This is a genomic window from Frankia sp. CeRuru1 (genome assembly GCF_977966315.1).
On the sequence record NZ_CDWWEW010000011.1, the window covers coordinates 1 to 23,375 of the forward strand.

Here is a 23,375-nt window from a genome sequence, read left to right on the forward strand (position 1 = left end):
GCCGTGACCGGGGGGACGCCATTGCTGGCGTCGGCCGTCTCCCCGGGGGAGAGCCGCTGGGTGAGCAGGCGGACGAGCTCGCCGGCGGAGGGCCGGTGCCCGGGGTTCTTCGTCAGGGCGCGGCGAACGGGACCGAGCAGCCGCTCGGGCACGCCGTCGAGCTCCGGCTCGGTCGAGCTGATGTGCAGCGCCACGATCTCCGGCGCCTCGCCGCGGAAGGGACGTCGCCCAGTCGCGGCGAAGACCACGCAGCATCCCCAGGCGAAGACGTCCGCGGCCGATCCCGCCTGCTGGCCGTTGATCTGTTCGGGGGCCATCCAGGCCACGGTCCCGACGAGTTCGCCCGCCTGGGTGTAGCCGGTGTAGTCGGCCGACCGGGCCACCCCGAAGTCGATGACCTTGGGACTGGCCCAGGACATCACGATGTTCGCCGGTTTGAGGTCGCGATGCACCACGCCAGCGGTGTGGATCGCCTCGAGGGCCGTGGCGAGACCGATCGCGAGCCCATCCAGAGAGCGGCCCGTGAGCGGGCCGCTCTCCTGGACGGCGGCGTGCAGGGTGGGGCCCGCCACGTATTCGGTCGCGAGCCAGGGCTTCGGCCCGTCCACCTCGGCCCTGATCACCCGGGCGACGGTGTCGGCCTGCACGTCCCGGGCAGCCGAGACCTCGGAACGGAAGCGGGCACGGAACTCGGGGTCACTGGCATGCACCTCGTGCGGCACCTTTACCGCGACGGGCTGGTCGTCCGGCCCGAATCCCAGGTAAACAACGCCCATGCCGCCGGCGCCGATGCGATTGTGCAGGCGATAGGGCCCCATCACCCGCGGGTCGGTGTCGTTCAGTGGTCTTAGCACGGCTGGTCCTCGAGCGTCCCTGTCCCCGGCAGCACTGTCCCCGGCGGCGCTGTCACGTTGGTGGCGCTGTCACGTTGGTGGCGCTGTCACGTCGCGCCACAGCCCGGTGGGCGTCGGAATCTCCAAACGTAGTATTCCGTGGCGGCCCGATGCAACGGTATATAGCAGAAAAGCGGTCCTTCGTAGACGGACAGCGCGTCCGGGACCGTCCGTCCCCCGGGGTTGTCGCCCCACAGCGCCTCTGCGTAGTCCTGCGGATCCCGGAACAGTTCGGCGGTCGCCCGCCTGACCAGTACCGGATCGGCGTCCGCATGGGCGAGCAGGCCGTTGGGGATTGTGACGGTCCGGACCGGCGGGATCTCCCGGTAGTCGTCGGGCCCGAGGCTTCCGGTGCCGAAGACCGGCCCGGCGAAGAAGTGCCCGCGGGACCGGTAGAACTGGTCCCAGTCGGCGGTGATGCCGTCCTGGTAACTGGACAGGTCGAGCAGGCGCAGCCTGGCGCCACCGGCGATGGCGTTCTTGATCTGCCGGGTTCCGGCTCCGCCCGCCCAGACCACCGCGTCCACCTTCCCGGCGGACAGGCGGCGCAGGGCCTCGTCGATGGAGGATTCGTCCAGCTCGCCGCGGCAGTCCTCGGACAGGGCCACCCGCAGGAGCACCTCGCTGATCTGCCGGACCCCCGATCCCGGCCGGCCGGCGGCGATGGGTCGATGGCAGAGATCAGCGAAGCGGGTGATGTCGACGTCATCCGACCTGCTGGTGGGGTCGCGCACGATCACGTGCAGCAGGTCCTGATGGACGGGGCCGAGGGTGCGCAGACCCGCCACCGGGTGGCCACCGCGGTTCGGCTCGAACTGGTTGACCCCCGCCGCCGCGTCGACTGTCGTATTGAGCTGCGCGATCGCCAACCCGCAGACGCGGCTGTCGGGTGATTCCAGGTCATAGATGTTCTCCGTGGAACCCGCCGTTTCCACGACGTCCACGTCGAAGCGTTCCGGGGCGGCTTGTAGCCGGGTCCGCAGTACCCGGGCAAACTGATTATAGGGTGACCCGACGTTGCCGGTGAAGATCTGTACCGAAGCACAGGCGGATCGGCCCGTCGGCGGCCAGGCGGCCGCCCTGGAACGATTGGACGTGGCAACGACCGAAGTGACGACGGCGACGGCGAGAACCACGCCGATCACCACGGTGAGGCGTTGCCGTCGGGTCAGCCTTTCCGGCCGGGACCCGGCCGGCTGGTCCGTCGACACCGCGCATCCTCCGCTCTGGGATGTGGATCACTGGCGACCATGGTCGCGGAATGCGGGAAATCGTAGAGGAATCGGCAGAGCAGGTTCACGGCCGGGGTGCGGTGGTAAAGCGCCCGGCTGCCAGCTTCTCGGAAACTCTTCCGGGGCGCGATTCCCTGCGGGCCTTCGGGCTTGTCCGGTGGACGACACGGGGGCACCGGTGACGAGGTCAACGCCCGGCTTCCCGGCCTGGGAGCCACAGGTCGACTTCGCCGACCCGGCGGGGAGCCGCGCCGACGAGTTCGCGCAGCAGCGTGCGTAGCTCGGCGGTCCGTCGCGCCGGTCCCAGCACGACGGCGTCCGGGGCCAGCCGTTTGTAGGCCGCCCGGAGCCGCGGCGATCCCGACATGGCAGCGGCGGTCGTCGCGCCGTTGTCGATGTCGATGAGGGCGGACGTCAGCGCGTCCGGCGGGCTGTGCAACGCCGCCCGGCCGTCGGGCCCGGGGACGGTGCAGTAGCAGCCGGGGATGACGAACCGGAAGTTCGCCCTAGCCTGCCACAGCATGGCTTCGGCGTTCTGGGGATGGGGAAAGGGGACGACGAGTGCGGTGGCACCCTCCGGAATCAGGGTCACCCCGTCACCAGTGAAGAACGCGGGCGTCGTCATCGACGTGGTGAGCATCGGGGCGGGGACGAGCGCCACCAGGGCAGAGAGTGTCAGCACGCCGGCTCCCACCCGGACGGTCCTGGTCCGGGCCCGAGCGGGGATCCCCCGTCCGGGGTCCAGGTCGGCGGGCGCCGTCCGGTTCGACGGCAGCCGGTCGAGCCCGGTCGCCACCACGATGGCCGCGCACATCATCACGTATAACGCCAGGCGGGAGGGCAACGCGTTCCCGAGCACCGGCACGTGCTGAAGGGGCAGCCACGGGAGGGGAACGCCGGTGTCCTGGCCGTCGACATGCAGGTGACCGCCGAGGGAGAGCACGGCCATGACCACGCCGAGGGGAGCGAACACCCCGACCAGCGGAGGCCGGCGCGCACCGCCCGTCGTGACGACGACCATGACGACCACGATGATCAGGACGATCAGTGGAGCGCCCAGATAACCGCTGACCTCGACCGCGTTCCCCGTGAAACCGAGGCTGTGGCGCAGCGCGCCGTCCGGGGCGACGGCCTGCATCGGCGTCGGCGTGACGAAGGTCAGCAGATCCGTCACGGCGATTCCATCGGGTTGGATCGAGCCGTGGATCCGCTGGGCACCCAGGAACTGGGTGCCCAGCGGCCAGGCGAGCGCGGCCGCGGCGACTCCGCCGGCCGTGGCGAGGCCGGTCAGGGCCGGTCGTAGCCGCGATCGGATCCGATCGCGATGATGTACGGCGAGGATCACAAGACCGAACGTGGCTGCCAGCGCGGATGTGGCGAGCAGCTCCTCGCCGATCAGCGCCTGGGCGATGATCGCCAGACCGAGCAGGACGCCGGTGGTCCGCGGCCCCCGCCCGCGGACCACGAGATCGTCGAGGAGCAGCAGGAGAACCGGCGGGAACGGTGCGAAGGTCAGATGCAGATGACCATAGGACGCGCCGATCATGTACGGTCCGAAGCCGTACAGCAGGCCGGCCAGCGCCGCCGGTCCCGGGCGTACCCATCGGCGCAGCACCCAGAACAGGGCGAATCCGCTGATCACGGGCGCCAGGGTCAGCAGCACCGTCAGCGTGGTCACGGGGCCGCCCAGCAGCGTGATCGGTGCGGCCAGCGCGCCCAGTAGGAGCACGGGTGTGCTCCACAGGACGTCGGCCCCGTCGGGGACGTTGATGTGGTGCGTCAGGAACGGGTTGAGCCCGTCGGCGAGCGCGTGCGGCGTCCAGCCGAGGAACCAGGCGAACAGCATGGCGTCGTTGCCGCCGTAGGAGACGTTCCCGAGATTCCCCCAGGCGGAGTGGAAGATGCAGACGGCCACCGCCAGGTATCCCACCGCGACCAGCAGCGGCGGAGGAACCTGGATCCGCCAGGACCGGATCGCCGGCGCCGGGTGTGCACCGTGGCCGGGAGCATGATCGGTGCCGCGATCGGAGATACCTCCGGCGGTTCCTGCGGTTTCGGATTGCGTCACGACGGCCCCCCTCGTGTGCCCGTCGACCCCGATCCGCTCCCTGCGGACGGGATGTACGGGGCGTTCACGACCATAGTCGCCCCGATTGCCTCCATGGCTACATAGCGTGACTATTTGGCGGTGTGGGGTAACGGTCTACCCGCGATACGACACGGGGAGAGATACCCACCGAGGGAGAGTTCCTCGGCCGGGTGCGGAAACCCTCGCCGGTTTCCCGGGCCGGCGGTCGCGGTCGTTCCCGGGACCGCGGTCGTTCTCGAGGCGGCGGTCGTTCTCGAGGTTCCGGCGGTTCCCGGTGTTCGGCTGTCCGGGCCGTTCTGGTGCGGCGCGCGGTACTACCCGGCTGCCCGGTCCTGGCCGCGGGACGTGGCGCTCGGATCCGCCCATTCCGCCACCAACGCGGCGCAGCTGCGATAGCGCGCGACGGCGTAGTCGTCGGAGACGACGCCGTCGCGGTCAAGCACGGCGACGGGATAGCCACGCTCCGCGCGATAGCCCCGTTCACCGACGATGACCCGCCCCCCGAGCCGGACCACTCCGACGACGTACGGCAGGGAGGTCCAGCGGGGCGGGCGGGCGGCGGCCAGGATGCTCGGGTCCCGCCAGGCGTACAGGCCGCAGGCGCAGTGCTCGTCCGGGACCCGTTCGTGGCCCGCGCCGGGCTCGCCGGGCTCGACGTCCCGGTCCGGCCGGCGGGTGCGCAAGCAATGTGCCTCGGTCATGCCGTCGGCGCGCCAGAGCAGTAGCCCGGGTGGAAACGGCGACCACGGCGTCCAGGCAGGGCGTAGCTGGCCGTGCGCGTCCACCGCCCACTGCCGCCAGCCGAGCAGGCTCACCCGGGAACCGGTTCCAGGTCCGGTTCCAGGTCCGGTTCCGGCGTGGCCGGGACCGGGATGGTCAGCGGCTCGGAGTCGGGAAAGCTGATCGGCTCGTCTTCGACGATCCGTTCCGGTCTGCCCACATCACCCACACGTCTACGGTGAGCGCCCGACGCCGAGCCGTCAATGCCCGACGGGGACGGGTCACCCCATAGGGGAACCGGCCATCCCACCGGGGAGTGGGCCGACCGGCGGGACCAGGCTCACCGCCGTGGGCCTCGATCACGGGTTCCCGCGAACGCCCGGCCGGCGTATCGATGATCTTGACCGGTGGTGTTCAATGTGCTCTTCGCCTAGTCCTGTGGGGTGATGTCGTTGCCGGGCATGTCTGCGGCCGATCCGTATCAGGTGGCCGCGGCCCTGTTGTGGGCCCGCGTGCTCGGCCTCGAGACCGTCGGTCTGCATGACGACTTCACCGCCCTTGGCGGTGATGCGGCGACCGCGCAGGAGCTGGTGGCGACCCTGTGCGACGAGTTCGGGGTCCGGCTGCCGAGCTCCGTGGTCGTCCAGGCGTCGACGCCCGCCGCGTTCGCCGAGGTGTGGGCCGCCCGGCAGAGCGAGTCCGTCGGGCATCCCACCGTGATGCCGCTGACGCCCGGCGGTTCCGGCACCCCGTTGTTCTGCTTCCCGGAGGCCGGTGGGCCGGCGATCGGTCTGCTCCCGTTCGCCCGGTACTTCGCGGGCGAACGGCGGGTCTACGGGATGCAGGCGCACGCCCTGGAACGGCGGGGCATCCCCGACTGGTCGGTGTCGGCCGCCGCCCGGCGGCACGTGGGGGAGATCCGTCTTCTCCAGCCGACGGGTCCCTACCTGCTGGCCGGGCACTCCTTCGGCGGACTGATCGCGTTCGAGGTCGCGCAGGTCCTCCGGAAGGCGGGCCACGAGGTCGGCCTGCTGGCGTTGATCGACACCTACCTGCCGGGTACCTCGCGGCTGACCCGATCCGGGGCGATCGTGCCGACCAGTCAGTTGGAGGGAGCGCATCCGGACTCCCCGGCGCCGCCCGACGCCGGTCGGGGGATCGGCCCACTCGCCGCCGACGACGGGCCTACGCTGACCCCGCGGGTGATGGTCGACCGCCTGCGCCAGCTCGTCGAGCTGCCGCTTGCTGGCGTGGTCCGCTTCCGGGGGATGCACCAGTACGACGTCTTCTACAACCAGGGGCGCATCCTGACGATGACCTACCGCCCCCGCACCTACGATGGCCGGACGGCGGTCTGGCTCGCCGACGACCACGACGAGATCGAGGCCTGGCGGGGCGTCCTGACCGGACCCGCCGCGATCCGCCGGATCGGCGGGGACCACCGCGGCGTCCTGCGGGAACCGCTGGTCGCCGGGATGCTGGCTGAACTGCGCCACGAGCTGGCGACGGTGCCCGGCATCGACGGCCGCCGGGTCTGATCTCCTGGGGGTCGCCGGGTCGATGGCGTTCCGCCGTTCCTGCCCCGTACCCGACGGGCGCCGCGGGGAGGTGTTCGACGAGGCGTTCGCGGCGTTGCGGCGGCGCTATCCGCAGGTCATCCCGGAGCGGCTACTTCCGGCCGGGCGGGACGCGGCGCGCTCGTTGATCGCCGAGAATCTCGCCGCCGGGATGAGCAAGTTCGTCTTTCATCCGGTCACGACGCCCGGCGGATGGCCGGATTTCTTCGACGCCTTCGCCGCCGAACTCATGCCGCTCGAGACCTGATTGGCGGGTTTTTCCGGCGAGCCGGACAATATGGACGGAGGGCTCAGGTGATGGTGAAACCGCCGTCAACGGCGAGGGTCTGCCCCGTGACGAAACTGCCGGCGTCGGAGGCCAGGAAGAGAAGCGCCGCAGTCAGTTCCTCCGGTTCACCGATGCGTCCGCGGAGGATCCTCGCCGACTGGGTCTCGAGGTACTCGGGCTGGTACTGGTCGGTCATCTCAGAGCGGAAGAAACCCGGCGCCAGCGCATTCACCCGGATGCCGCGCCGGCCGGTCCATTGCTGGGCCAGATCGCGGGTGAGGCCGACGAGGGCGGCCTTGCTCGCCGTGTAGGCCGCCTGCGGCAGGCCGGCGGTCGTCAGGCCGAGGACGCTGGAGATGTTGACGATGCTGCTGCCGGGTCGCATGACCCGCGCCGCCGCCTGCGCCATCCAATAGCAGCCGCCCAGGTTGACGTCGATGACGGAGCGGAACTGCTGCGGGGTCTCCTTGAGCGCGGGGACGGCGGTGCCGATCCCGGCGTTGTTGACCAGGATGTCGACCCGGCCGAAGGTCTCCATCGCGGCGGCGACGAGGTGTTCGCAGGAGGCGGGGTCGGCGACGTCGGTGGCGACCGGCAGGGCGCGGCGGCCCTCCTTCTCCACGAGCTCGGCGGTGGTGGTGAGCCGGTCGGCCCGGCGGGCGCCCAGGGCCACGTCCGCGCCGGCCTCGGCCAGGCCCCGGGCGAAGTCCACCCCGAGACCGGAGGACGCCCCGGTGACGACGGCGACCCGGCCGTCCACCCGGAACCGGTCCAATATGGACATAGCATGCTCCTTTACGATAAAGCGGCGCGCGCCTAATCATGGATCCTATCCCGGGCCGGCGAGTGACCCGGGCTTCCCGCGCCGCCATCCTTGCAGGTTCCGGGCCCAGGTGCCGACAAATCACCTCCCGTACGCGGAGGCGTTCGGCGCGCTGTGCATCTGGCGGATGGTCCGTCCCGAGAGCATGTGCGTGCGTCGAATACGGCGAGGCTCTTCCCTTTTCCGGTGGGCGCGGTCACAATCGACCGGTACGACCGGGCGGGCGACGACCAACGTTGATCCGGCAACATCGGCATTATCCGGCAGCCGGCCATACCAGGCTGCCGGCAAACGCGTTCCGGAACATGTGATCTGTGGGTCGAGGGGGTACTGACGATGTGTCGGTCACTTCGACATCACCGGCTGTGAAGCGCGACAATCCCGCGCACGTCGACAGGGCGACCGAGGGCCTCGGGAGAAAGGAAACGCGGGAGGAAGCGTGGAACGGGCAGAGCGTACCGAAGTGGACTCGCAGGTCCGGACGGAGCGTCATCTCGTCGTCGGTCTTCGTATCGGAGACTTGTCGGATATGGCCGATGTCCTGCTGGCCGCTGACCTTGCCGCGAAGCTCGACGCGCACCTCGTGCTCATCGCGGCCCCGGATCGATGGTCGAGCTGGGCACGGTGGACCGCGGGAATGCACTACGCGTTTGGCGTGGAGACCGTGATGAACGCTGCCCGCATCGCCGAGGAGGAGGCCCGGGAAGATCTCAACCGGCGCCTCGGAACCCTGCTTGATCTAGTCGGCGTGACCTGGACCATGCGGTGGGCCACCGGCTCCTACCGACGAGCCGTGGCCCGCCACGCCCGACAGCACCCCGAGGCGCTGGTTATTTACCGGCTGTCGGGGGGCGGTGCCCGATAACCGGTGCCCGGTGGCACATGGTCACCGCCCACCGGTCACGTCGAGTATTGCTCCGATGACGTAGGAAGCCTCGGGTGAGCAGAGCCATCGCACCGCGCCGGCGACCTCCTCAGCATGGATCCGCCCCGCTCTGCCGGCTGACGTCGCCCAGCGTCCCAGGCTGGCGGAGGCTGCGGGGGTCATCGCGCCGCGGGGGAGATGGAACGTCGGGCCCGGGCGCTCGTCTTCGCCTCGTACATGTCCGCATCGGCATGCCGGACCACGCTCTCGGGACTGTGCGAGCCGGCGCCCCCGACGGCCTGCGAGGACGCCAGGCCGATCGTCGCTCTGACCACAAGGGTGTTGCCGGCCACGGTGAGGGGCGCCTCGATGAACTCGCGCACCCGCTGCTCGGTCTGGCGCATCGTCAGGGAGGCGGCCCCGGGCAGCACAATGACGAACTCGTCACCGCCGAGTCGGAACGCCTGCCCGGCACGTGCTTCCGGCCAGATCGTCTCGGGGCCGATCAGCGCGGGACCGATCGTCTCGACCGGTCCCGCGCTGGCCGCCGACGGGCCCGGGGCGAGGACGTTGGCCAACCGAGTGGCGACCGTGCACAGCACATCGTCGCCCACCTGGTGACCGAACGTGTCGTTGATCGGTTTGAAGTCATCCAGATCGATGAGCAGAACCGCGAACGGAGTCTGCTCCCGAGCCAGTTGATCGAGGAATTCGGTAAGCGCCGCCCTGTTCGGCAGGCCGGTCAACGGGTCGTGGGTGGCACGTTTCCGTAGCTGCTCCTGCAACTGACGACGTTCGCTGATCTCGTGGCAGGTAAGCAGGACACCACCGTCGAAGCGGCCCGGCCCGGACGCGGGCCGCCAGGCGCTGGCCTCGATGTCGAACCAGCGATGGCCGCCGTTGACCGTCCGCATGCGGACGTCCAGAAGGGACCCCGGTCCACCACACTGCCGGTCCGCGAGGAAGGCCCGCGTCGCCGCCTGGTCCTCGGGATGGACCAGGTCGATGAGCGGCAGCCTGATCATGGCCTCGACCGGGTAGCCGAGCAGGCTCTCGACCGCCGAGCTGATGAAGGTCGGCCGGCCCGCACGGTCCAGGTTGACGATGATGTCGTGCGACTCGTGCACCAGGGTCTGCAGCCGCGCCCGGTCGCGCCGGACCGCCTGCTCTCCCCGGAAGATCATTTTTGTCAGGCCTGAGAACGTGACGGCCACGATGCCGAGCAGCAGCAGATCGCCGACGGCATGGTTGTCTCGCGGGTCGCGCGGCAGTGGGCCGTCCTGTTGCAGGATGAGGTACCCCCATGTGGGATGGCCGGGGATTGCGGCGGCAACGGCGACGTGACCGTCGCCGTTGCGTATCGTCACCCGCCGGCTCTGGCCTGGCCTGATTGACCGCAGCTCCGTGCCGTCAGTCATGGCGATCCCGACCGCGGACGGATCGTCGGACAGGGCGATGCGCCCGGTCTCGTCGACGATGACGATCCGGGTGCCCTCTCCGGTGCCGCTCGTCCCGGTGCCTCCGCCGCCAAAGATGCGGACCATCTCGGCTCCCGGCATCCCGGCTCCCGGCCTACCCATGACCAGGAACGCGGCGCTGCGTCCGTCCCGCACGATCGGCACGATGCTGTACGCCCGAACCCGATCGCCCAGGTGGAAAACAGGGATGTTGATTCCGCTGGTGCGGGCGAGAGCCCAGATCCGGTCCCGCGGGGGGAACGGGATCGTTGCGCCGGTGGGTTGGGCCGCCGTCGGCCTGCCGTCGAGATCGACCAGTGCCAGAACGGTGTCGGGGCCCGCGAACGCCGACCGGGAGACCGAGGCCAGCACCCGCTGGTCGACGGCGGGTTCGGTCAGCGACCAGGGAAGCCTGGAGATTGGGTCGATCAGGCGCACGGGTTGGCCCAGGTCCGCGACATATTCGGCCAGACGGAGGACGAGGGAGTGAGCCTCGGCGATGTGCTGGGCCTCGTCTTGCCGCCGGTTGGCATCCTCGATCTCCAGAGTGACCGCCGTGGCAGCCAGGATGACGGTCCCCAGCACGAGCAGTGGGATGGCTCGCCCCAGCTGCTCGCGCACGGTTGTCCGCCAGCGTCGAGGAGACAGCAGATGCCCGGTCCGGCCCGCGGGTGACGATCCGGATGCGCCTGGGGATCTGGACGGGCCTGGGGATCTGGGTAAGGCTGGGAAGGACATCGAGCGCGGTCGGATGACCGGGGGTCGCGGCGTGATCCGGTCAGTGGCGAGGAGCACGGGCGCGGACGGTGCGGGCGCTTCGAGTGTGGCGGTCTCGGCCGGCGTGCACTGGACGGCGGTGGGCCTGGTTACCGCGGGCTCCACCGTGGTGGTCTCGGCCGCCAGGGGGTCCGCCATGGCATATCGTCCCGGACCAGCCTGCTTGGCCTTATACATGGCCTCGTCGGCCGCGCGCAGCAGCCGCCCGGAATGGCTGGGCCGGCTGACGGCCAGCGCTACTCCGATGCTTGCGGCGACGCAGACCTCGTAGCCGTCGACGAGGATCGGTTCCTGTACCGTGCGGATGACCCGACCAGCCATGGTGCGAGCGGCAATTTCGTTCGCGCGCCGCAGCAGGATCCCGAACTCGTCGCCGCCGAACCTCCCGGCGACATCGTCGGGGCCCAGCACTGTTCGGATCCGTCCACCGATGACCTGCAGCACCCGGTCGCCGGCCGCGTGGCCGAAGGTGTCGTTGACCGGCTTGAAGCTGTCGAGGTCGATGAACAGGACCGCGACGCCCGCAGCCGCGGCGAGGGCATCCTCGAGCTGCTCCTCGAAGGCGGCCCGGTTACACAGCCCGGTGAGTACGTCATGGCGCGCCTGATAGCCGAGCTGGTCCAACAGCTGCTTCCGTTTACCGACCGCATGGCAGGTGATCAGCACCTCGCCGGATCCGTCCCGGGTGGACAGGCGGCGGGTCGCGATGTCGAACCACCGGGGTGTGCCGTTCGCCGCCGTCATCCGAATGTTGAGCAGGGAACCGGCAGCGGGGTTTTCGATCAGTCGTATGAGTCGGTGCGCGTCGTCCGGGTGCACCAGATCCGCGACCCTGCGCCCGAGCCAGGCCTCCCGGGAATGGTCGAGTAACGGGAAGATCGCGGGGCTGATGAACGTGAGCCGTCCGGTGAGGTCGGTTGTCAGCACGATGTCATGGGCCGCCGCGAACAACGCGCACAGCCCGGCCCGGGAGCGCCGAGCCGCCGCCTCCCGCAGCAGGCCGACGAAGATGATGCTCAGGACCGACATCAGCGCGATGGCCAGTAACGTCAGATTCCGTTGGTTTCGTCGGGCCCGGAGGTCGGCGTTCAGCGAGTCCGTGGCCTGCCGGAAGTAGGTCAGGTACCCCGTCGTCGGCTGCACCGCCGTGATGTTTGTGATCCTCTTGCCGTTCTCGGTCGTCTCCCAGATCCGCGCACCGCCACGCTGGGCGTGGGAGCGGGAGAGATCGGCGGTCGAGAGGACCTGCCGACCCAGCATGCCCGGCTCGGTGGAGGCGATCGGTACCCCGTCCGGGCCGACCGTCGACATGCTGCCCCGGCCGATCCCGAGCAGGGCCGCGATCCCGTTGGTGACCTGGAGGTTGGACTCCTCGGTGGACACGGAGACCAGGACGGCCCAGGGCCGCGGACGGCCGACGGGAACCACCGTTGCTCTGACGCGGCCATCGTGGAGGGCGAAGACGGGGGACACGGCGGGAACCCCGGACCAGGCAGCGGACCAGGCCTGCCCCAGGTCGGTGGGGACTATGGAGTTCCCCCGTGGATAGGAGGCCGTGGTATGGCCCGCGGTGTCGAGTAGCGCAACCACCCGGATGACATCGCCGGAGTGGGCGATCTGGAGCTGCGGGAGCAGGGCTTCGTTCCCCAGGGGGTCACCGGGCTGGAAGGGCGTCCGATCGGTCGCGGACTGCATAGCCGCCGGGTTGTCGACGATCGCCGCCCACTGCGCGAGCCGCTCGACCAGCTGGGAACGTTCGTTGAGGCGGTCTATCTTCTCCCGGCTCAGCAGATCGGAGCCCGTCCAGATTGCCATGGTACCGAGGACCGCAACCGTGAGTAGTCCGACGATCAGTGGGTGGATGAATCGCCGCCGGAGTCGCGATCCGGCCCGGGCCGCTGAGGTTCTGATTGCGGCCGTGACTCGTCCGGGCGCTTGCCGCCCACTGATTCGGCCACCTCTGATCATCTATATGCCCCGTCCGACAACCGTGCCCGGACTCGACGGATCTTACCGTGAGTGAAGACTTTCTGTTTTCCGTGCCGTCGAATCATCCCGGTAGTGGGTGAGCATACGAGTATCTGTGCCACGAGTTTCACCGGCCGTCGCCCGTGACAGAACTCCACCGCTTGCGCCGACACGGACCGGCGTATTGGGCTGGGTGACCCGGCGCGTCCGCGGGATGGAGGAGATTGCCGAACGAAGATGATTCGACTACTATAAGTGTCGTTCCGAATACTTTAAGGCTTGGATGGTCGGTCGGTGGGCGGCATCAACTCGACTATGGGTTACTATATATAACGCTAGGTGCTGTCGGTCGGGGTTGGGGAGCTGTGATGCTGGTACCTTCCGCGACCGGCCCCCGCATGCTTCTCGTTCCCTTCGGCATTATTCAATACTCTCCGTAACGCCCGGCCGGTCTAGCCCGATCGAGTATCGCGGAAGATGATCATCTGGTCACCGCGTGCGTTGCTCGAGCCGGCGGGGCTTCGCGGCGGCGGGACCGCCGGGTGAATTAGGAGCGCGTGACCGCCCCTGCCCGCCTCGCCGGCTCCTCGTCGAGGCGTCGGACAGGGCGCGGGGCGGCTTGGCCGAGCGGTGCGTCGGCTGCTTCCGATCCGCTCCGCCGGTGGCTGGCTTAACGGGAAACGGCATTCTCGCCCGGACGGCGGTCCGGAGATTCACCGCGCCTCGGGTGGGCCGGAGCGTGCGGATTTCTTCGCCTGGGCGTGGCTACCGGTCGATTACCCGGTTCTCGATCCGGCCCGGTGCCCGGACATCAGGGCGCGACGACATCGTCCCGGCGTTGGATACCGAATGTGTAAACACCTTTGGGCGCAATAGCCGGACGCCGGCCGGGAACAGCCCACCTGTTCAGGGCACCCGGCATGGATCGTTTCTGGTCCGCCGTGGGCTTTCGCCGCGGGAGCGGATCTTCTTCGGTACGGCCGTGATCCGCACGGCCCCACCGGGCACACGGCCCGTGGATCCGGCGAGAGCGCGCGATGCGACTGGTCCGACGCGGCCAGGAGTGGCACGCTTCACACCAGTGCCGACGGGCCGTGCTCGATACGGTCCCGCTCGAACGCGGCCCGGTCGATGTGCGGCACTGTCGATGTGCGGCACTGTCGAGGCCGATGTGCGGCCCGGCCGAGAGGAGGGCCGATGATCTCGCCGACCACCGTCAACCGGACAACGGCGGTTCCCGGGACGTGTTCGTCCCGGACCCATGAGGTGACGAACCAGCCTCCGCCCCTCGTGGGGCACGATGCGGCGGCCGATCCGGCGCTACTGGCGGCCCTCGCGCGGGAGGGGGCCGGCTGGCATGCGGACGATCTGCATCGACTCGGTCGGTTGGCCGGCACCGAGGAGGCCGCCCGCCAGGCCGACGAGGCGAACAGGTTCCCGCCGCAACTGCGCACTCATGATCGTTATGGGTTTCGCGTCGACGAGGTGGACTTCCATCCCTCCTGGCACGCCCTGATGGATGTCGCGGTACGGGAGGGCCTGGCCGGGGCGCCGTGGGCCGACCCGCGTCCCGGCGCCCATGTCGCCCGCGCCGCGGACATCCTGGTCTGGGGCACCGTCGAGCAGGGTCATCTGTGCCCGGTGTCGATGACCTACGCCGTGGTGCCGGCGCTGCGCGCCGCCCCGGAGCTCGCCGCCCGCTACGAACCGTTGCTGACCAGCCGCGTCTACGATCCGGGTTTGCGCCCACCCGAGGGCAAGGCCGGCCTGCTGGCGGGCATGGGCATGACGGAGAAGCAGGGTGGCTCGGACGTCCGTGCTAACACGACGACGGCGACGCCGGCGGGCGACGGGACCTATCGGCTGCGGGGGCACAAGTGGTTCACCAGCGCCCCGATGAACGACGTCTTCCTGGTCCTGGCCCAGGCCCCCGGTGGCCTGTCCTGCTTCTGGGTGCCACGGGTGCTTCCGGACGGCGCCCGCAACACCTTTCGGATCGCGCGGCTGAAGGACAAGCTCGGTAACCGTAGTAACGCCAGCGGCGAGCCGGAGTTCGACGACACGGTCGGTTGGCTGGTCGGCGAGGAGGGCGCAGGGGTCCGGGCCATCATCGAGATGGTGGCGATGACCCGGCTCGACGCCAGCCTCGGCTCGGCGGCGGGGATGCGTGCGGCCGTCATGGCGGCCGCCCACCACGTACGTCACCGACGCGCGTTCGGGAGACTACTCATCGATGCTCCGCTGATGCGCAATGTGCTCGCCGATCTCGCCCTGGAGTCCGAGGCCGCGACGACCCTGGTGCTTCGGGTGGCGGGCGCGGTTGACCGGGCGGCCCGTGGCGATCGTCAGGAACGAGCGTTCAGACGGTTGGCGATCGCCGTCGCGAAGTACTGGGTGTGCAAGCGTTCCCCGGCGCTGGCCGCCGAGGCGCTCGAATGCCTGGGAGGTAACGGCTACGTGGAGGAGTCCGGGATGCCGAGGCTCTACCGCGAGGCGCCACTGAACGGTATCTGGGAGGGCTCGGGCAACGTCAACGCGCTCGACGTGCTGCGCGCGGTCACCCGGGAACCGGCCAGCCTCGCCGCCTTCGCCATGGAGATCGACGCGGCACGTGGCGCGGACCGCAGGCTGGACGCGGCCTGGGCCCGGTTGCGCGGTGTCCTCGACCGGTCCGAGGACGCGGAGTTCGCCGCCCGGCGCATCGTTGAGCGACTTGCCGTCGTCCTGCAGGGCTCCTTGCTGGTGCGCTACGCCCCGGGCGCCGTGGCCGACGCGTTCTGCGCCACGAGAGTCGCCGGTGAGGGGGGACTGGCTTTCGGCACCCTGCCTGATGCCGCTGATGTGCCAAACATTCTCGGCAGAATTCCACCGATGGGCGCCTGAGATGATTCGCTCGGTGTTTCCTGACCTTGGCGGATAGGTACTAGAAACTCTCCGTAATCAACGCTGCGCCATCAGGTGGGGGATGTGCCCCTAGGGTGGAGGCTGACTGCGCCCTGGAGGGTTCCATGGTGTTCTTCTGCTTGGCTGTTGCCGGGCTGATATTGATCGCGGGCGTGCTCGGCCTGGTGCGGGGACGCGCGGAATGGGCGTGGATCCCCAACCGCCGTACGGCCGGCGCGGTTGCCGGCGCGGGATCCGCGGCGCTCGTCGCTTTCGGGCTGCTCGCCTCCCGAGGAGTCGGGGTCGGCGACGGCAACGATCTGGACCTGCCCGCGAGCCAGGCTATCCTGCCCGCACCGACTCTCCCATCACCGTCCACGCCAGCATCACCACTTTCAGTGCGATCCGCGACGTCTGCCGAGCCCGGGTCCACGTTGCCCGCGGACACCGACGCGGATCGGGACCCGGAGGCGGACAGGGCCGCACATCGTCCGGCGCCGTCCGATGACCGCGGCGGACCCCGGCAGTCGCGTCCTCCCACCTGGGACACCTGGCCGCCGTGGGCGTCGCCCGCGGGCGGCCGGTCGTCGGGGACGTTGCAGGTAGGGACGTTGCAGGTGGGGACGCCGCCGCCGCCGCCGACGCCGACGCCGACGCCGTCCGGGACGCCCTCGCCGGGGACGTCACCGTCCGGGACGTCACCGCCGAGAACCCGGCCGACGGGAACCCCGCCGCCGGCGCATGGTCGGCCCGACACCCGCCCAGACGACCGGGAAACCGGCGGGGACGACCGGGAAACCGTCGGCGGTCGCGGAACCACCGGTCAGAAGCCTGACGGGCGCGACCATGCCGGGTCCGACCGAGGAGCCAGCACGGCCCCGACACCACGCGACGGCGGTCGCCCCTCACCCGGATCATCTGGATCGAGTGGTGCGGGCCGCGGCGCGGGGGCGTCGCGGCAACCGAGGGAACCGGGGGATCGGTCCGTCTCCAGGCCGGCGGCCGGACCATCGGCGGCCGGACCATCGGCGGCCGGACCGTCGGCGGCCGGACCATCGGCGGCCGGGACGGGGTCGCCGTCCGCTCCGCCGCGCACGAACGAGGGCTCGCCTAGGGCGACCGGACAGCTGGCCGGCACGGCGGCCGGTTCATTGGGCCCGTCGTAGCAGAGCAGTCCCTCGATGCAGAGCAGCCTGTCACCTCGGGCGGCTGATCGTTCTCGCTCGAGGCCGTCGGCTGCCGCACTTTTCCGGGTACGCGGAGGGCGACACGACGTTCTGGTATTCGTCTCGTTACTTTCGGCGAGTTACGGTTCGGGTTCTCGTGCTGATGCTGCGACCTGGGGGCCCCGATGTCGGCGGTTGCGATGATCATCGCTTTGCTTGCGGTGATGGTGATGCTGATCGGTGTCGCAGGCATCCTGCGTGGGCGGGTTGGCTGGGCCGGAATTCTGGACCGGCGGCGAAGCGGCGCGGTCGCGGCGGCTGGATTCACGGTCGCGGTCATCGCCTTCGGGCTCGCCGCGCCCGGCGGGCCCACCCCGGGCGACGTGCTGATCCAGGCCGATCGACCGTCGTCCGATCGGCTCGTCCGGGCCAGGGCTGATGACGATCGGGACGACGACCGGTGGGCGGGCCGCCGCGAGCAGAGCCGATCGTCCTTCCCGGCCCGGTCTACCTACCCCGACCCCGTCCACCCCGTTCCCGGCCTCCCGGGAACGGACGGAGCACGGACGTTGCCACGCCTTGTCGCCCCTTCGGGCGATCCAGATTCCGCCGGGGGCCCGCCCTCCTCCGCCAGGCTCGGCCATCCCGCCAGGCCGGCCGGAGCCGCTGATTCGGCCCACCCGGCCTATCCCGACCATCCCGACTATCCCGGGGATCCGACCGCACCTTTCGTCGAATCATGGCCCCGGTCTTCGCCCACGCACCCGCCGTCGGCCGACGGCGGGTGGCGGGTGTCATCGGTTCCACCCGCCGCATCGGATCGGACGGATGCCTTCGGACCCGATCCGGAGGACAGGAGACTGCACCCTTCGGTGCCCGGCCGTCGGACCGCGCCGCGTCCGTCGTCGAACCCGTCGGAAGCGCGGCCGGCCGGCGGACTGCTCCCCGCGCCCGGGAGCGGGTCGACTGATCCCGGACCACCCGCGCAGGCCGGTCCGACCGGGGGCGGCAGGGCGGACGGCCGGGGCGACGACTGCGGCCCGGCGGCAGGTCCCGAACCGATTGTGGTGATTCCCGACCTGTTCGGCTCCAAGCAACGGGCTGACGCCGCGATGTGCGCGGATCCCTGAGCGGGCCCGGCGTTTCAGCCCGTCGGCGTGGACCCGGCGCGGCTGGCCGCGACCAAGGCGATGACCGCGGGGGCGAGCCGAAGCACTTTCGTCTCCACCGGCCCGGTTCTCATTGTCGCCCACCCGATAATGTACCGCCGTGCCTATTTCTTATCCCGTTCTCGCTCAGGCGACACCGCCGCCGCTGCCGATCTCCTCGAACACTGCCCTGCAGAAATCCGTAAACCTCAACCCGTCGAATGAACTGCATTATTCCAACATCTTGTCGCCGTTGGTCGTTCTGATTATGGTTGTTGCTGGCCTGCTGCTGCTGCATGGACTCCGCGCCGGTGTGCGTCCCTGGGCTCGACGCCGCGCCCTCACGGTCGGCGGTGTTGTGGCTAGGGCTGGCACGGCTGATCGGGCGCCGTGCGCCGGTGTCCCGGTGGAAGGCTCCGGCGCAGGGGGCGCGCCGGCGGATGACGTCATGACCGCCCCCGGACGTCAACGACGCGATCAGAGTGGGGACCATTCCTGGGCCTGGATGACGAGTCCGGACCAGTCCGCGCCCTGGCTGCGGGCGCGTTCGGCGAGAAAGAGGATTCCGTTCGACAGCCAACTGCTCGGCCGCACGGCGGATGCGGCGAGCGCTCTGGTCGCGAGGATCTCGGCCTTGTCCAGCTCGCGTGCGTGCATCGCCGCGGATGCCTGGTAAAGGCGGACGGCGGCGAGAGCACCGGACGCCCGGGAACGGTTGAACAGCTCGGCTGCCTCGCTCAGCCGCTCATTTCCCTCGTCCAATGCGCCGGCGGCGACGAGTGCCGCACCGCCGAATGTCGGCAGATACCCAGGATGGATACCGTCCAGGCTGTAGCCCACCGCACCTGCCGGGAGCTTTGCCGCGACCGATCCCGCTGAGCGCAGCACGGCAACGATATCGTCGGTAGGCAGGTGGCACGCGGCCATGATGTGCGCCTCGGTGGTCATCGCCAGGATCGCGGTGTGCGCGTGTGGTGCCGTGGCCTGGGCCGCCCGCGCCAGCGCCAACCCGTCGCGGGTGCTCTGGAAGGAATAAGCGGCGAGTTCAGCCAACACGACTCCGGCGTGGGCAGCAGTCGTCGCGTCTCCTACATGTTTCGCGAGGACGAGCGCCGCCCGCGCCGAGACTGTGGCCGGCCTGGCCATGCCGTTGTCACTCTGCGCCACGGAGGTCATGAGAAGAATCCGGCCATGCGCTCGTATCCAGTCCCGGCGCAGGGCTGGGCCCAACCGCCATCGGCCGATCGTCTGCGCATGGTGCTCCAGCGCCGCGAGGCGCTCGACCAGGTCGGCCGGTGCGGTGGTCTCCCAGCGGCGGGCGAGGGTCTCCAGACCGGTCTCGACCTGGTGTAGCGCCGCGCGGCTGTCCACCGCCGTGGATGTCATGCCGACCGCCTCGGCGGGCCCGAGGACGCCGAGTAGCGCGCTCGTGGTAATGATCGTTCGGCGGTCCGTCGAGGCGTCCATATGGTACTCCTGACGATCGCGACCTGGCGGACCGGGCACATGTCCGGCGTATGCGCACGCGCAACCATTGCTGTTCTCCGCCCGAGGGTCTCGACACAGTAAGGTCACGATAACCGGGTACGGGGCGCTATGTCGCCGCTGTGGGTTAAGGTTTAGACTTTTTTCGCTGGTTCGCCCTTCCGTACCGGGTGCGTGTGCCAGAAGCCGCCACTCCCGAAATCGGGGCCGGGCTACGCGGATCTGTCGGAAAGCCCGCGCAGCGCCTGGTGCAGATCGGCGACGAGGTCGTCCACCGATTCGATCCCGACCGAGAGCCGAACCAGGTCCGCGGGTACCGCGAGCGGCGAGCCCTCCACCGAGACATGGGTCATGCTCGCCGGATGTTCGATCAGGGATTCCACCCCACCCAACGACTCGGCGAGAGTGAACAGCCTGGTCCGGCCGCATGCCTCCACGGCCGCGCGGGGGCCGGCCCGAAGGGTGAACGAGACCATTCCCCCGAAGTCACGCATTTGCTTCGCGGCGATGCCGTGACCCGCATGCCCGGTCGAACCCGGGTAGCGGACGGTCCCGACGGCGGGGTGCGTGGCGAGCTCGGCCGCGATACGCCGAGCGTTGTCGCAGTGCCGGTCCATCCGAATGGGGAGCGTCTTGACACCGCGCAGTACCAGCCAGCTGTCGAAGGGGCCGGCGACGGCGCCGGCCGCGTTCTGCAGGAATCGTAGCCGGGCGCCCAGGTCCGGATCGCCGACCACGAGCGCGCCGCCGACGACATCGCTGTGGCCACCGAGATACTTCGTCGTGGAATGCACCACCGCGTCCGCACCCAGGGTCAGTGGCTGCTGCAGGTAGGGCGAGGCGAACGTGTTGTCGACCGTTAGCAGCGCCCCCGCGTCATGCGCCAGCGACGAGAGAGCGACGATGTCGGCGATGGACAGCATGGGATTGGTCGGGGTTTCGCACCACACCAGCCGCGTGGTGCCCGGACGGATCGCGACTCGCACCGCATCGAGGTCGGTGAGATCGACGCTGGTGTGGTCGACGCCCCAGTCGGCGAGCACCCGGGCAATGAGCCGGTAGGTGCCGCCATAGGCGTCCGCCGGGATGATGACGTGGTCTCCGGGCCGGCAGACAGTTCGCAGCAGGGCGTCTGTCGCCGCCATGCCGGAGGAGAAAGCGAGGCCGACCGTCCCGCGTTCCAGCGCGGCGAGGCAGGTCTCCAGCGCGGTACGGGTCGGATTCGCCGAACGACTGTACTCGTAACCGCTCCGAAGCCCACCCACGCCATCCTGGGCGAACGTCGAGGACTGGTGGATCGGCGTCACCACCGCTCCCGTGACGGGATCGGGCTCCTGGCCGGCATGGATCGCGATGGTCTCGAATCCCTCAGCGGGCTGCTCCATAGGCATGGCGCCACGCTAGGGCCTCCTCAATGATCGGTGCCGATCTAGCGGACGGCCAGGAAACTCAGCAGGTCGGCACGGGTAAGGATGCCGACGGGATTACCCTCGTCGTGTACCAGCACCGCGGGTTCGTCCCCGAGCACCGCGACGATCCGGGCCAGTGGCTCGCCGGTACCCACCATCGGAAGCGACGGCGACAGATGATCGGCGACCGGATCGTCGATGGCGGACCGGTCGGCGAAGACCGCCGCGAGCAGATGCCGCTCGATGACGGAACCCGCGACCTCCGCCGCCCGCAGGGGCGGTTCGTGCCGCACCACCGGCATCTGCGACACGTTGTACTCGCGCAGGTAGGAGATGGCGGCACCGACTGTCTCGGCCGGGTGGACATGCACCAGATCGGGGGGACCACTGGTCTGTTCGGTCTTGTTCCGCATGACGTCCGAGACGGTCGGCTCGTTCGACGGCGGCTCCAGAAAGCCGTACTCGTACATCCATTCGTCGTTGAAGATCTTCGACAGGTATCCGCGGCCGGAGTCCGGAAGCAGGACCACGACGGCGTCGTCCGGGCCGAGCTCGCGAGCAACCCGGAGGGCGACGACCACCGCGAGTCCGCCTGACCCGCCCACCAGCAGCCCGCATTTCCTGGCCAGCTCGCGCGTCATCAGGAACGAGTCGCGGTCGCTGACCGCCTCCACCCGGTCGACGACCGTCTTGTCGTAGGTCGTCGGCCAGATGTCCTCCCCGACGCCTTCGACGAGGTAGGGCCGGCCGCTGCCACCGGAGTAGACCGAACCCTCCGGATCCGCGCCCACGATTTGCACGGTTCCGCCGGACGCCTCCTTGAGATAACGGCCGACTCCACTGATCGTCCCGCCGGTCCCGATGCCGGCGACGAAGTGGGTGACGCGACCGTTCGTGGCCTGCCAGATCTCCGGCCCGGTCGTAGCGTGGTGCGCAGCGGGATTGTTCGGGTTGGAATACTGATCCGGGCTCCAACCACCGGGAGTCTCGCGGACGAGCCGGCGGGCCACCGAGTAGTAGGAGCGGGGGTCGTCGGGTGCCACTGCTGTCGGGCAGATGACGACCTCGGCGCCGTAGGCGCGCAGGACGGCCCGTTTCTCTTCGCTGATCTTGTCAGGCATGGTGAACACGCAGCGATAGCCCCGCCGGGCCGCCACCAGGGCCAGACCGACACCGGTGTTTCCGCTGGTAGGTTCGATGATGGTCCCACCAGGCGGAAGCAGCCCGGCCTCCTCGGCGGCGGAGACCATGGTCAGCGCCACCCGGTCTTTCACCGATCCACCGGGATTGAGGTACTCCAGCTTTGCCAGCACCGGCGCCGGCGTCGTCTCGATCGTCGGTGTGATCCGGACCAGCGGTGTGTTTCCGACGAGATCGATCACGTGGTCGAATGCCTGCATATCGGTCATCCGCGCATCATTTCCGCTCTCGAGAGAGGTAACCGGGGCAACACCTCGTGTCCACGGCAGGCGGGAGCCGGTTGAGCTGCCCGAACCGGATCACCTCCTGGATACCGACGACCGTGGCCGGGACGCTGCCTGTGCCCGGCGGCGGCGTACGTCACCTGCGTTCGTGCGGACGCGACATGCCGGCATGGACTGCTGCCACGACAGTAGCGAGCCGGGCCGGAACGTGCCGGGCCGCGTGGCATCCACTCTGTTTGCGATGGCATCCCGGGGGCAGATCGTCGTGGTGTACCTGACGGTGCGTCATCGCGAGTTCCGATGACCGTGCCCGGACGACCGCGCCCGGACGACCTGGGCCCGATTGGTACGATAAAGTTCGGTGCTGATCGACGAGTGGCGGCTGATCGACGAGTGGCGTCAGGAGTGGCGTCGATGTTCCCGGCAGGCTTGCCATCGGCGTTCACCACGATCCCGGTGTCGGAGATCCCGGTGTCGGATCGGGAGAGAGAGCGGGTCAGCTCATGCGCCTTGTGCTCAACGTTATCTGGTTGGTATTCGGTGGTTTCTGGCTCGCCGTCGGTTACGCCCTCGCGGCGCTCGTGTGCTTCATTCTCATCGTCACGATCCCCTTCGGGATCGCCGCTCTGCGGATGGCGAACTTCGCACTGTGGCCGTTCGGACGGCGCATTGTCGACCGACCCGGCGCTGGCGGGGCGTCTCTGGTCGGAAACGTGCTGTGGATCCTTCTGGCCGGTTGGTGGTTGGCACTGGGACATCTCACCACCGGCCTGGCACTCTGCCTCACCATCATCGGTATCCCGCTCGGGCTGGCGAACTTCAAACTAATCCCGGTCTCGCTGCTGCCCCTGGGTAAGGAGATCGTGGATGTCGACGCCCCCGCCGTCGGAGCTCGCGCGGCATTCTGAGCCGCTGCGGCAGGTCGAGCGCGCTCGGACCGTGCCGCGCCGTCGCGCGAACAGAACGCCGGCTGCATGATCACAACAGCATGATCGACTAGGGCGTCCCGCTCCACCGGTAGCGTCGCCAGCATCGCATACGTGCTTATACCGGTCTCATATCTAGCGTCGCTCGCAGATCGGAGCATTCCGCAGGCGGCAGCAGGCCTACAATGGTGTAGTAGATTCGATGGTGTGGAATGTGCGCGCAGGCTAGGGTGAGGCGGAAACCCCTGGGGATCCCGAGGAGGTA

At 69.5% G+C, this 23,375-nt stretch carries 16 protein-coding genes; 6 read left to right on the plus strand and 10 right to left on the minus strand.

Features of this window, described 5'->3' with window-relative positions:
- The 5 genes from AC08OP_RS01745 to AC08OP_RS01765 form a co-directional block, all read right to left on the minus strand.
- Window positions 1-854 (minus strand): serine/threonine-protein kinase (locus AC08OP_RS01745; RefSeq protein WP_476612594.1); only part of this gene is annotated, 854 nt, incomplete at its 3' end.
- Window positions 855-940: 86 nt separating this feature from the next.
- Window positions 941-2,104, minus strand: a complete 1,164-nt coding sequence (locus AC08OP_RS01750) for a TAXI family TRAP transporter solute-binding subunit (protein WP_476612595.1) — start codon at window positions 2,102-2,104, stop codon at window positions 941-943.
- Between the two features lie 208 nt (window positions 2,105-2,312).
- Complete coding sequence (locus AC08OP_RS01755; protein ID WP_476612596.1) at window positions 2,313-4,193, minus strand: hypothetical protein; 1,881 nt, start codon at window positions 4,191-4,193, stop codon at window positions 2,313-2,315.
- 335 nt (window positions 4,194-4,528) lie between these two features.
- Complete coding sequence (locus tag AC08OP_RS01760; RefSeq protein WP_462188875.1) at window positions 4,529-5,029, minus strand: hypothetical protein; 501 nt, start codon at window positions 5,027-5,029, stop codon at window positions 4,529-4,531.
- Window positions 5,026-5,154, minus strand: a complete 129-nt coding sequence (locus AC08OP_RS01765; protein WP_476612597.1) for a hypothetical protein — start codon at window positions 5,152-5,154, stop codon at window positions 5,026-5,028. The genes AC08OP_RS01760 and AC08OP_RS01765 overlap by 4 nt, the downstream gene beginning before the upstream one ends.
- Window positions 5,155-5,380: 226 nt before the next feature.
- Between AC08OP_RS01765 and AC08OP_RS01770 the strand changes: the two genes are divergently transcribed.
- Together AC08OP_RS01770 and AC08OP_RS01775 are read left to right on the plus strand one after the other, a co-directional pair.
- A complete protein-coding gene (locus tag AC08OP_RS01770; protein ID WP_476612612.1) occupies window positions 5,381-6,472 on the plus strand; it encodes a thioesterase domain-containing protein in 1,092 nt (363 codons plus the stop codon).
- 22 nt (window positions 6,473-6,494) lie between these two features.
- On the plus strand, window positions 6,495-6,758 hold the full coding sequence (locus AC08OP_RS01775; RefSeq protein ID WP_476612598.1) for a hypothetical protein: 264 nt from the start codon (window positions 6,495-6,497) through the stop codon (window positions 6,756-6,758).
- A gap of 43 nt (window positions 6,759-6,801) precedes the next feature.
- Here the strand turns inward: AC08OP_RS01775 and AC08OP_RS01780 are convergent, their stop codons facing one another.
- Window positions 6,802-7,563 (minus strand): SDR family NAD(P)-dependent oxidoreductase, encoded by a 762-nt coding sequence (locus tag AC08OP_RS01780; RefSeq protein WP_476612599.1) that lies wholly within the window; start codon window positions 7,561-7,563, stop codon window positions 6,802-6,804.
- Between the two features lie 478 nt (window positions 7,564-8,041).
- Here AC08OP_RS01780 and AC08OP_RS01785 point away from each other — a divergent pair, with 478 nt between their 5' ends.
- Window positions 8,042-8,467 (plus strand): hypothetical protein, encoded by a 426-nt coding sequence (locus AC08OP_RS01785; protein WP_476612600.1) that lies wholly within the window; start codon window positions 8,042-8,044, stop codon window positions 8,465-8,467.
- 179 nt (window positions 8,468-8,646) lie between these two features.
- Here the strand turns inward: AC08OP_RS01785 and AC08OP_RS01790 are convergent, their stop codons facing one another.
- Window positions 8,647-12,516, minus strand: coding sequence for a diguanylate cyclase domain-containing protein (locus AC08OP_RS01790; protein WP_476612601.1), 3,870 nt, complete (start codon window positions 12,514-12,516; stop codon window positions 8,647-8,649).
- Between the two features lie 1,350 nt (window positions 12,517-13,866).
- On the opposite strand from AC08OP_RS01790, the gene AC08OP_RS01795 reads away from it, so the two are divergent.
- Together AC08OP_RS01795 and AC08OP_RS01800 are read left to right on the plus strand one after the other, a co-directional pair.
- A complete protein-coding gene (locus AC08OP_RS01795; protein WP_476612602.1) occupies window positions 13,867-15,552 on the plus strand; it encodes an acyl-CoA dehydrogenase family protein in 1,686 nt (561 codons plus the stop codon).
- A 1,351-nt stretch (window positions 15,553-16,903) separates the two neighbouring features.
- Window positions 16,904-17,848 (plus strand): hypothetical protein, encoded by a 945-nt coding sequence (locus AC08OP_RS01800; RefSeq protein ID WP_476612603.1) that lies wholly within the window; start codon window positions 16,904-16,906, stop codon window positions 17,846-17,848.
- 495 nt (window positions 17,849-18,343) lie between these two features.
- Here AC08OP_RS01800 and AC08OP_RS01805 read toward each other — a convergent pair whose 3' ends face one another.
- The 3 genes from AC08OP_RS01805 to AC08OP_RS01815 all read right to left on the minus strand — a co-directional run bounded on the left by AC08OP_RS01805 (window position 18,344) and on the right by AC08OP_RS01815 (window position 22,160).
- A complete protein-coding gene (locus AC08OP_RS01805) occupies window positions 18,344-19,333 on the minus strand; it encodes a hypothetical protein (protein WP_476612604.1) in 990 nt (329 codons plus the stop codon).
- Window positions 19,334-19,563: 230 nt separating this feature from the next.
- Window positions 19,564-20,742: a cystathionine gamma-synthase gene (locus tag AC08OP_RS01810; RefSeq protein ID WP_476612605.1), complete on the minus strand. Its 1,179-nt coding sequence runs from the start codon at window positions 20,740-20,742 to the stop codon at window positions 19,564-19,566.
- A gap of 38 nt (window positions 20,743-20,780) precedes the next feature.
- Window positions 20,781-22,160 carry a cystathionine beta-synthase gene (locus AC08OP_RS01815; RefSeq protein WP_476612613.1) on the minus strand — a complete coding sequence of 460 codons (1,380 nt, stop codon included), beginning with the start codon at window positions 22,158-22,160 and terminating at the stop codon, window positions 20,781-20,783.
- Between the two features lie 527 nt (window positions 22,161-22,687).
- On the opposite strand from AC08OP_RS01815, the gene AC08OP_RS01820 reads away from it, so the two are divergent.
- The gene (locus tag AC08OP_RS01820) at window positions 22,688-23,092 is read left to right on the plus strand and encodes a YccF domain-containing protein (RefSeq protein ID WP_476612606.1); all 405 of its coding nucleotides are present in this window, start codon (window positions 22,688-22,690) and stop codon (window positions 23,090-23,092) included.
- The last annotated feature ends 283 nt before the right edge of the window (window positions 23,093-23,375 follow it).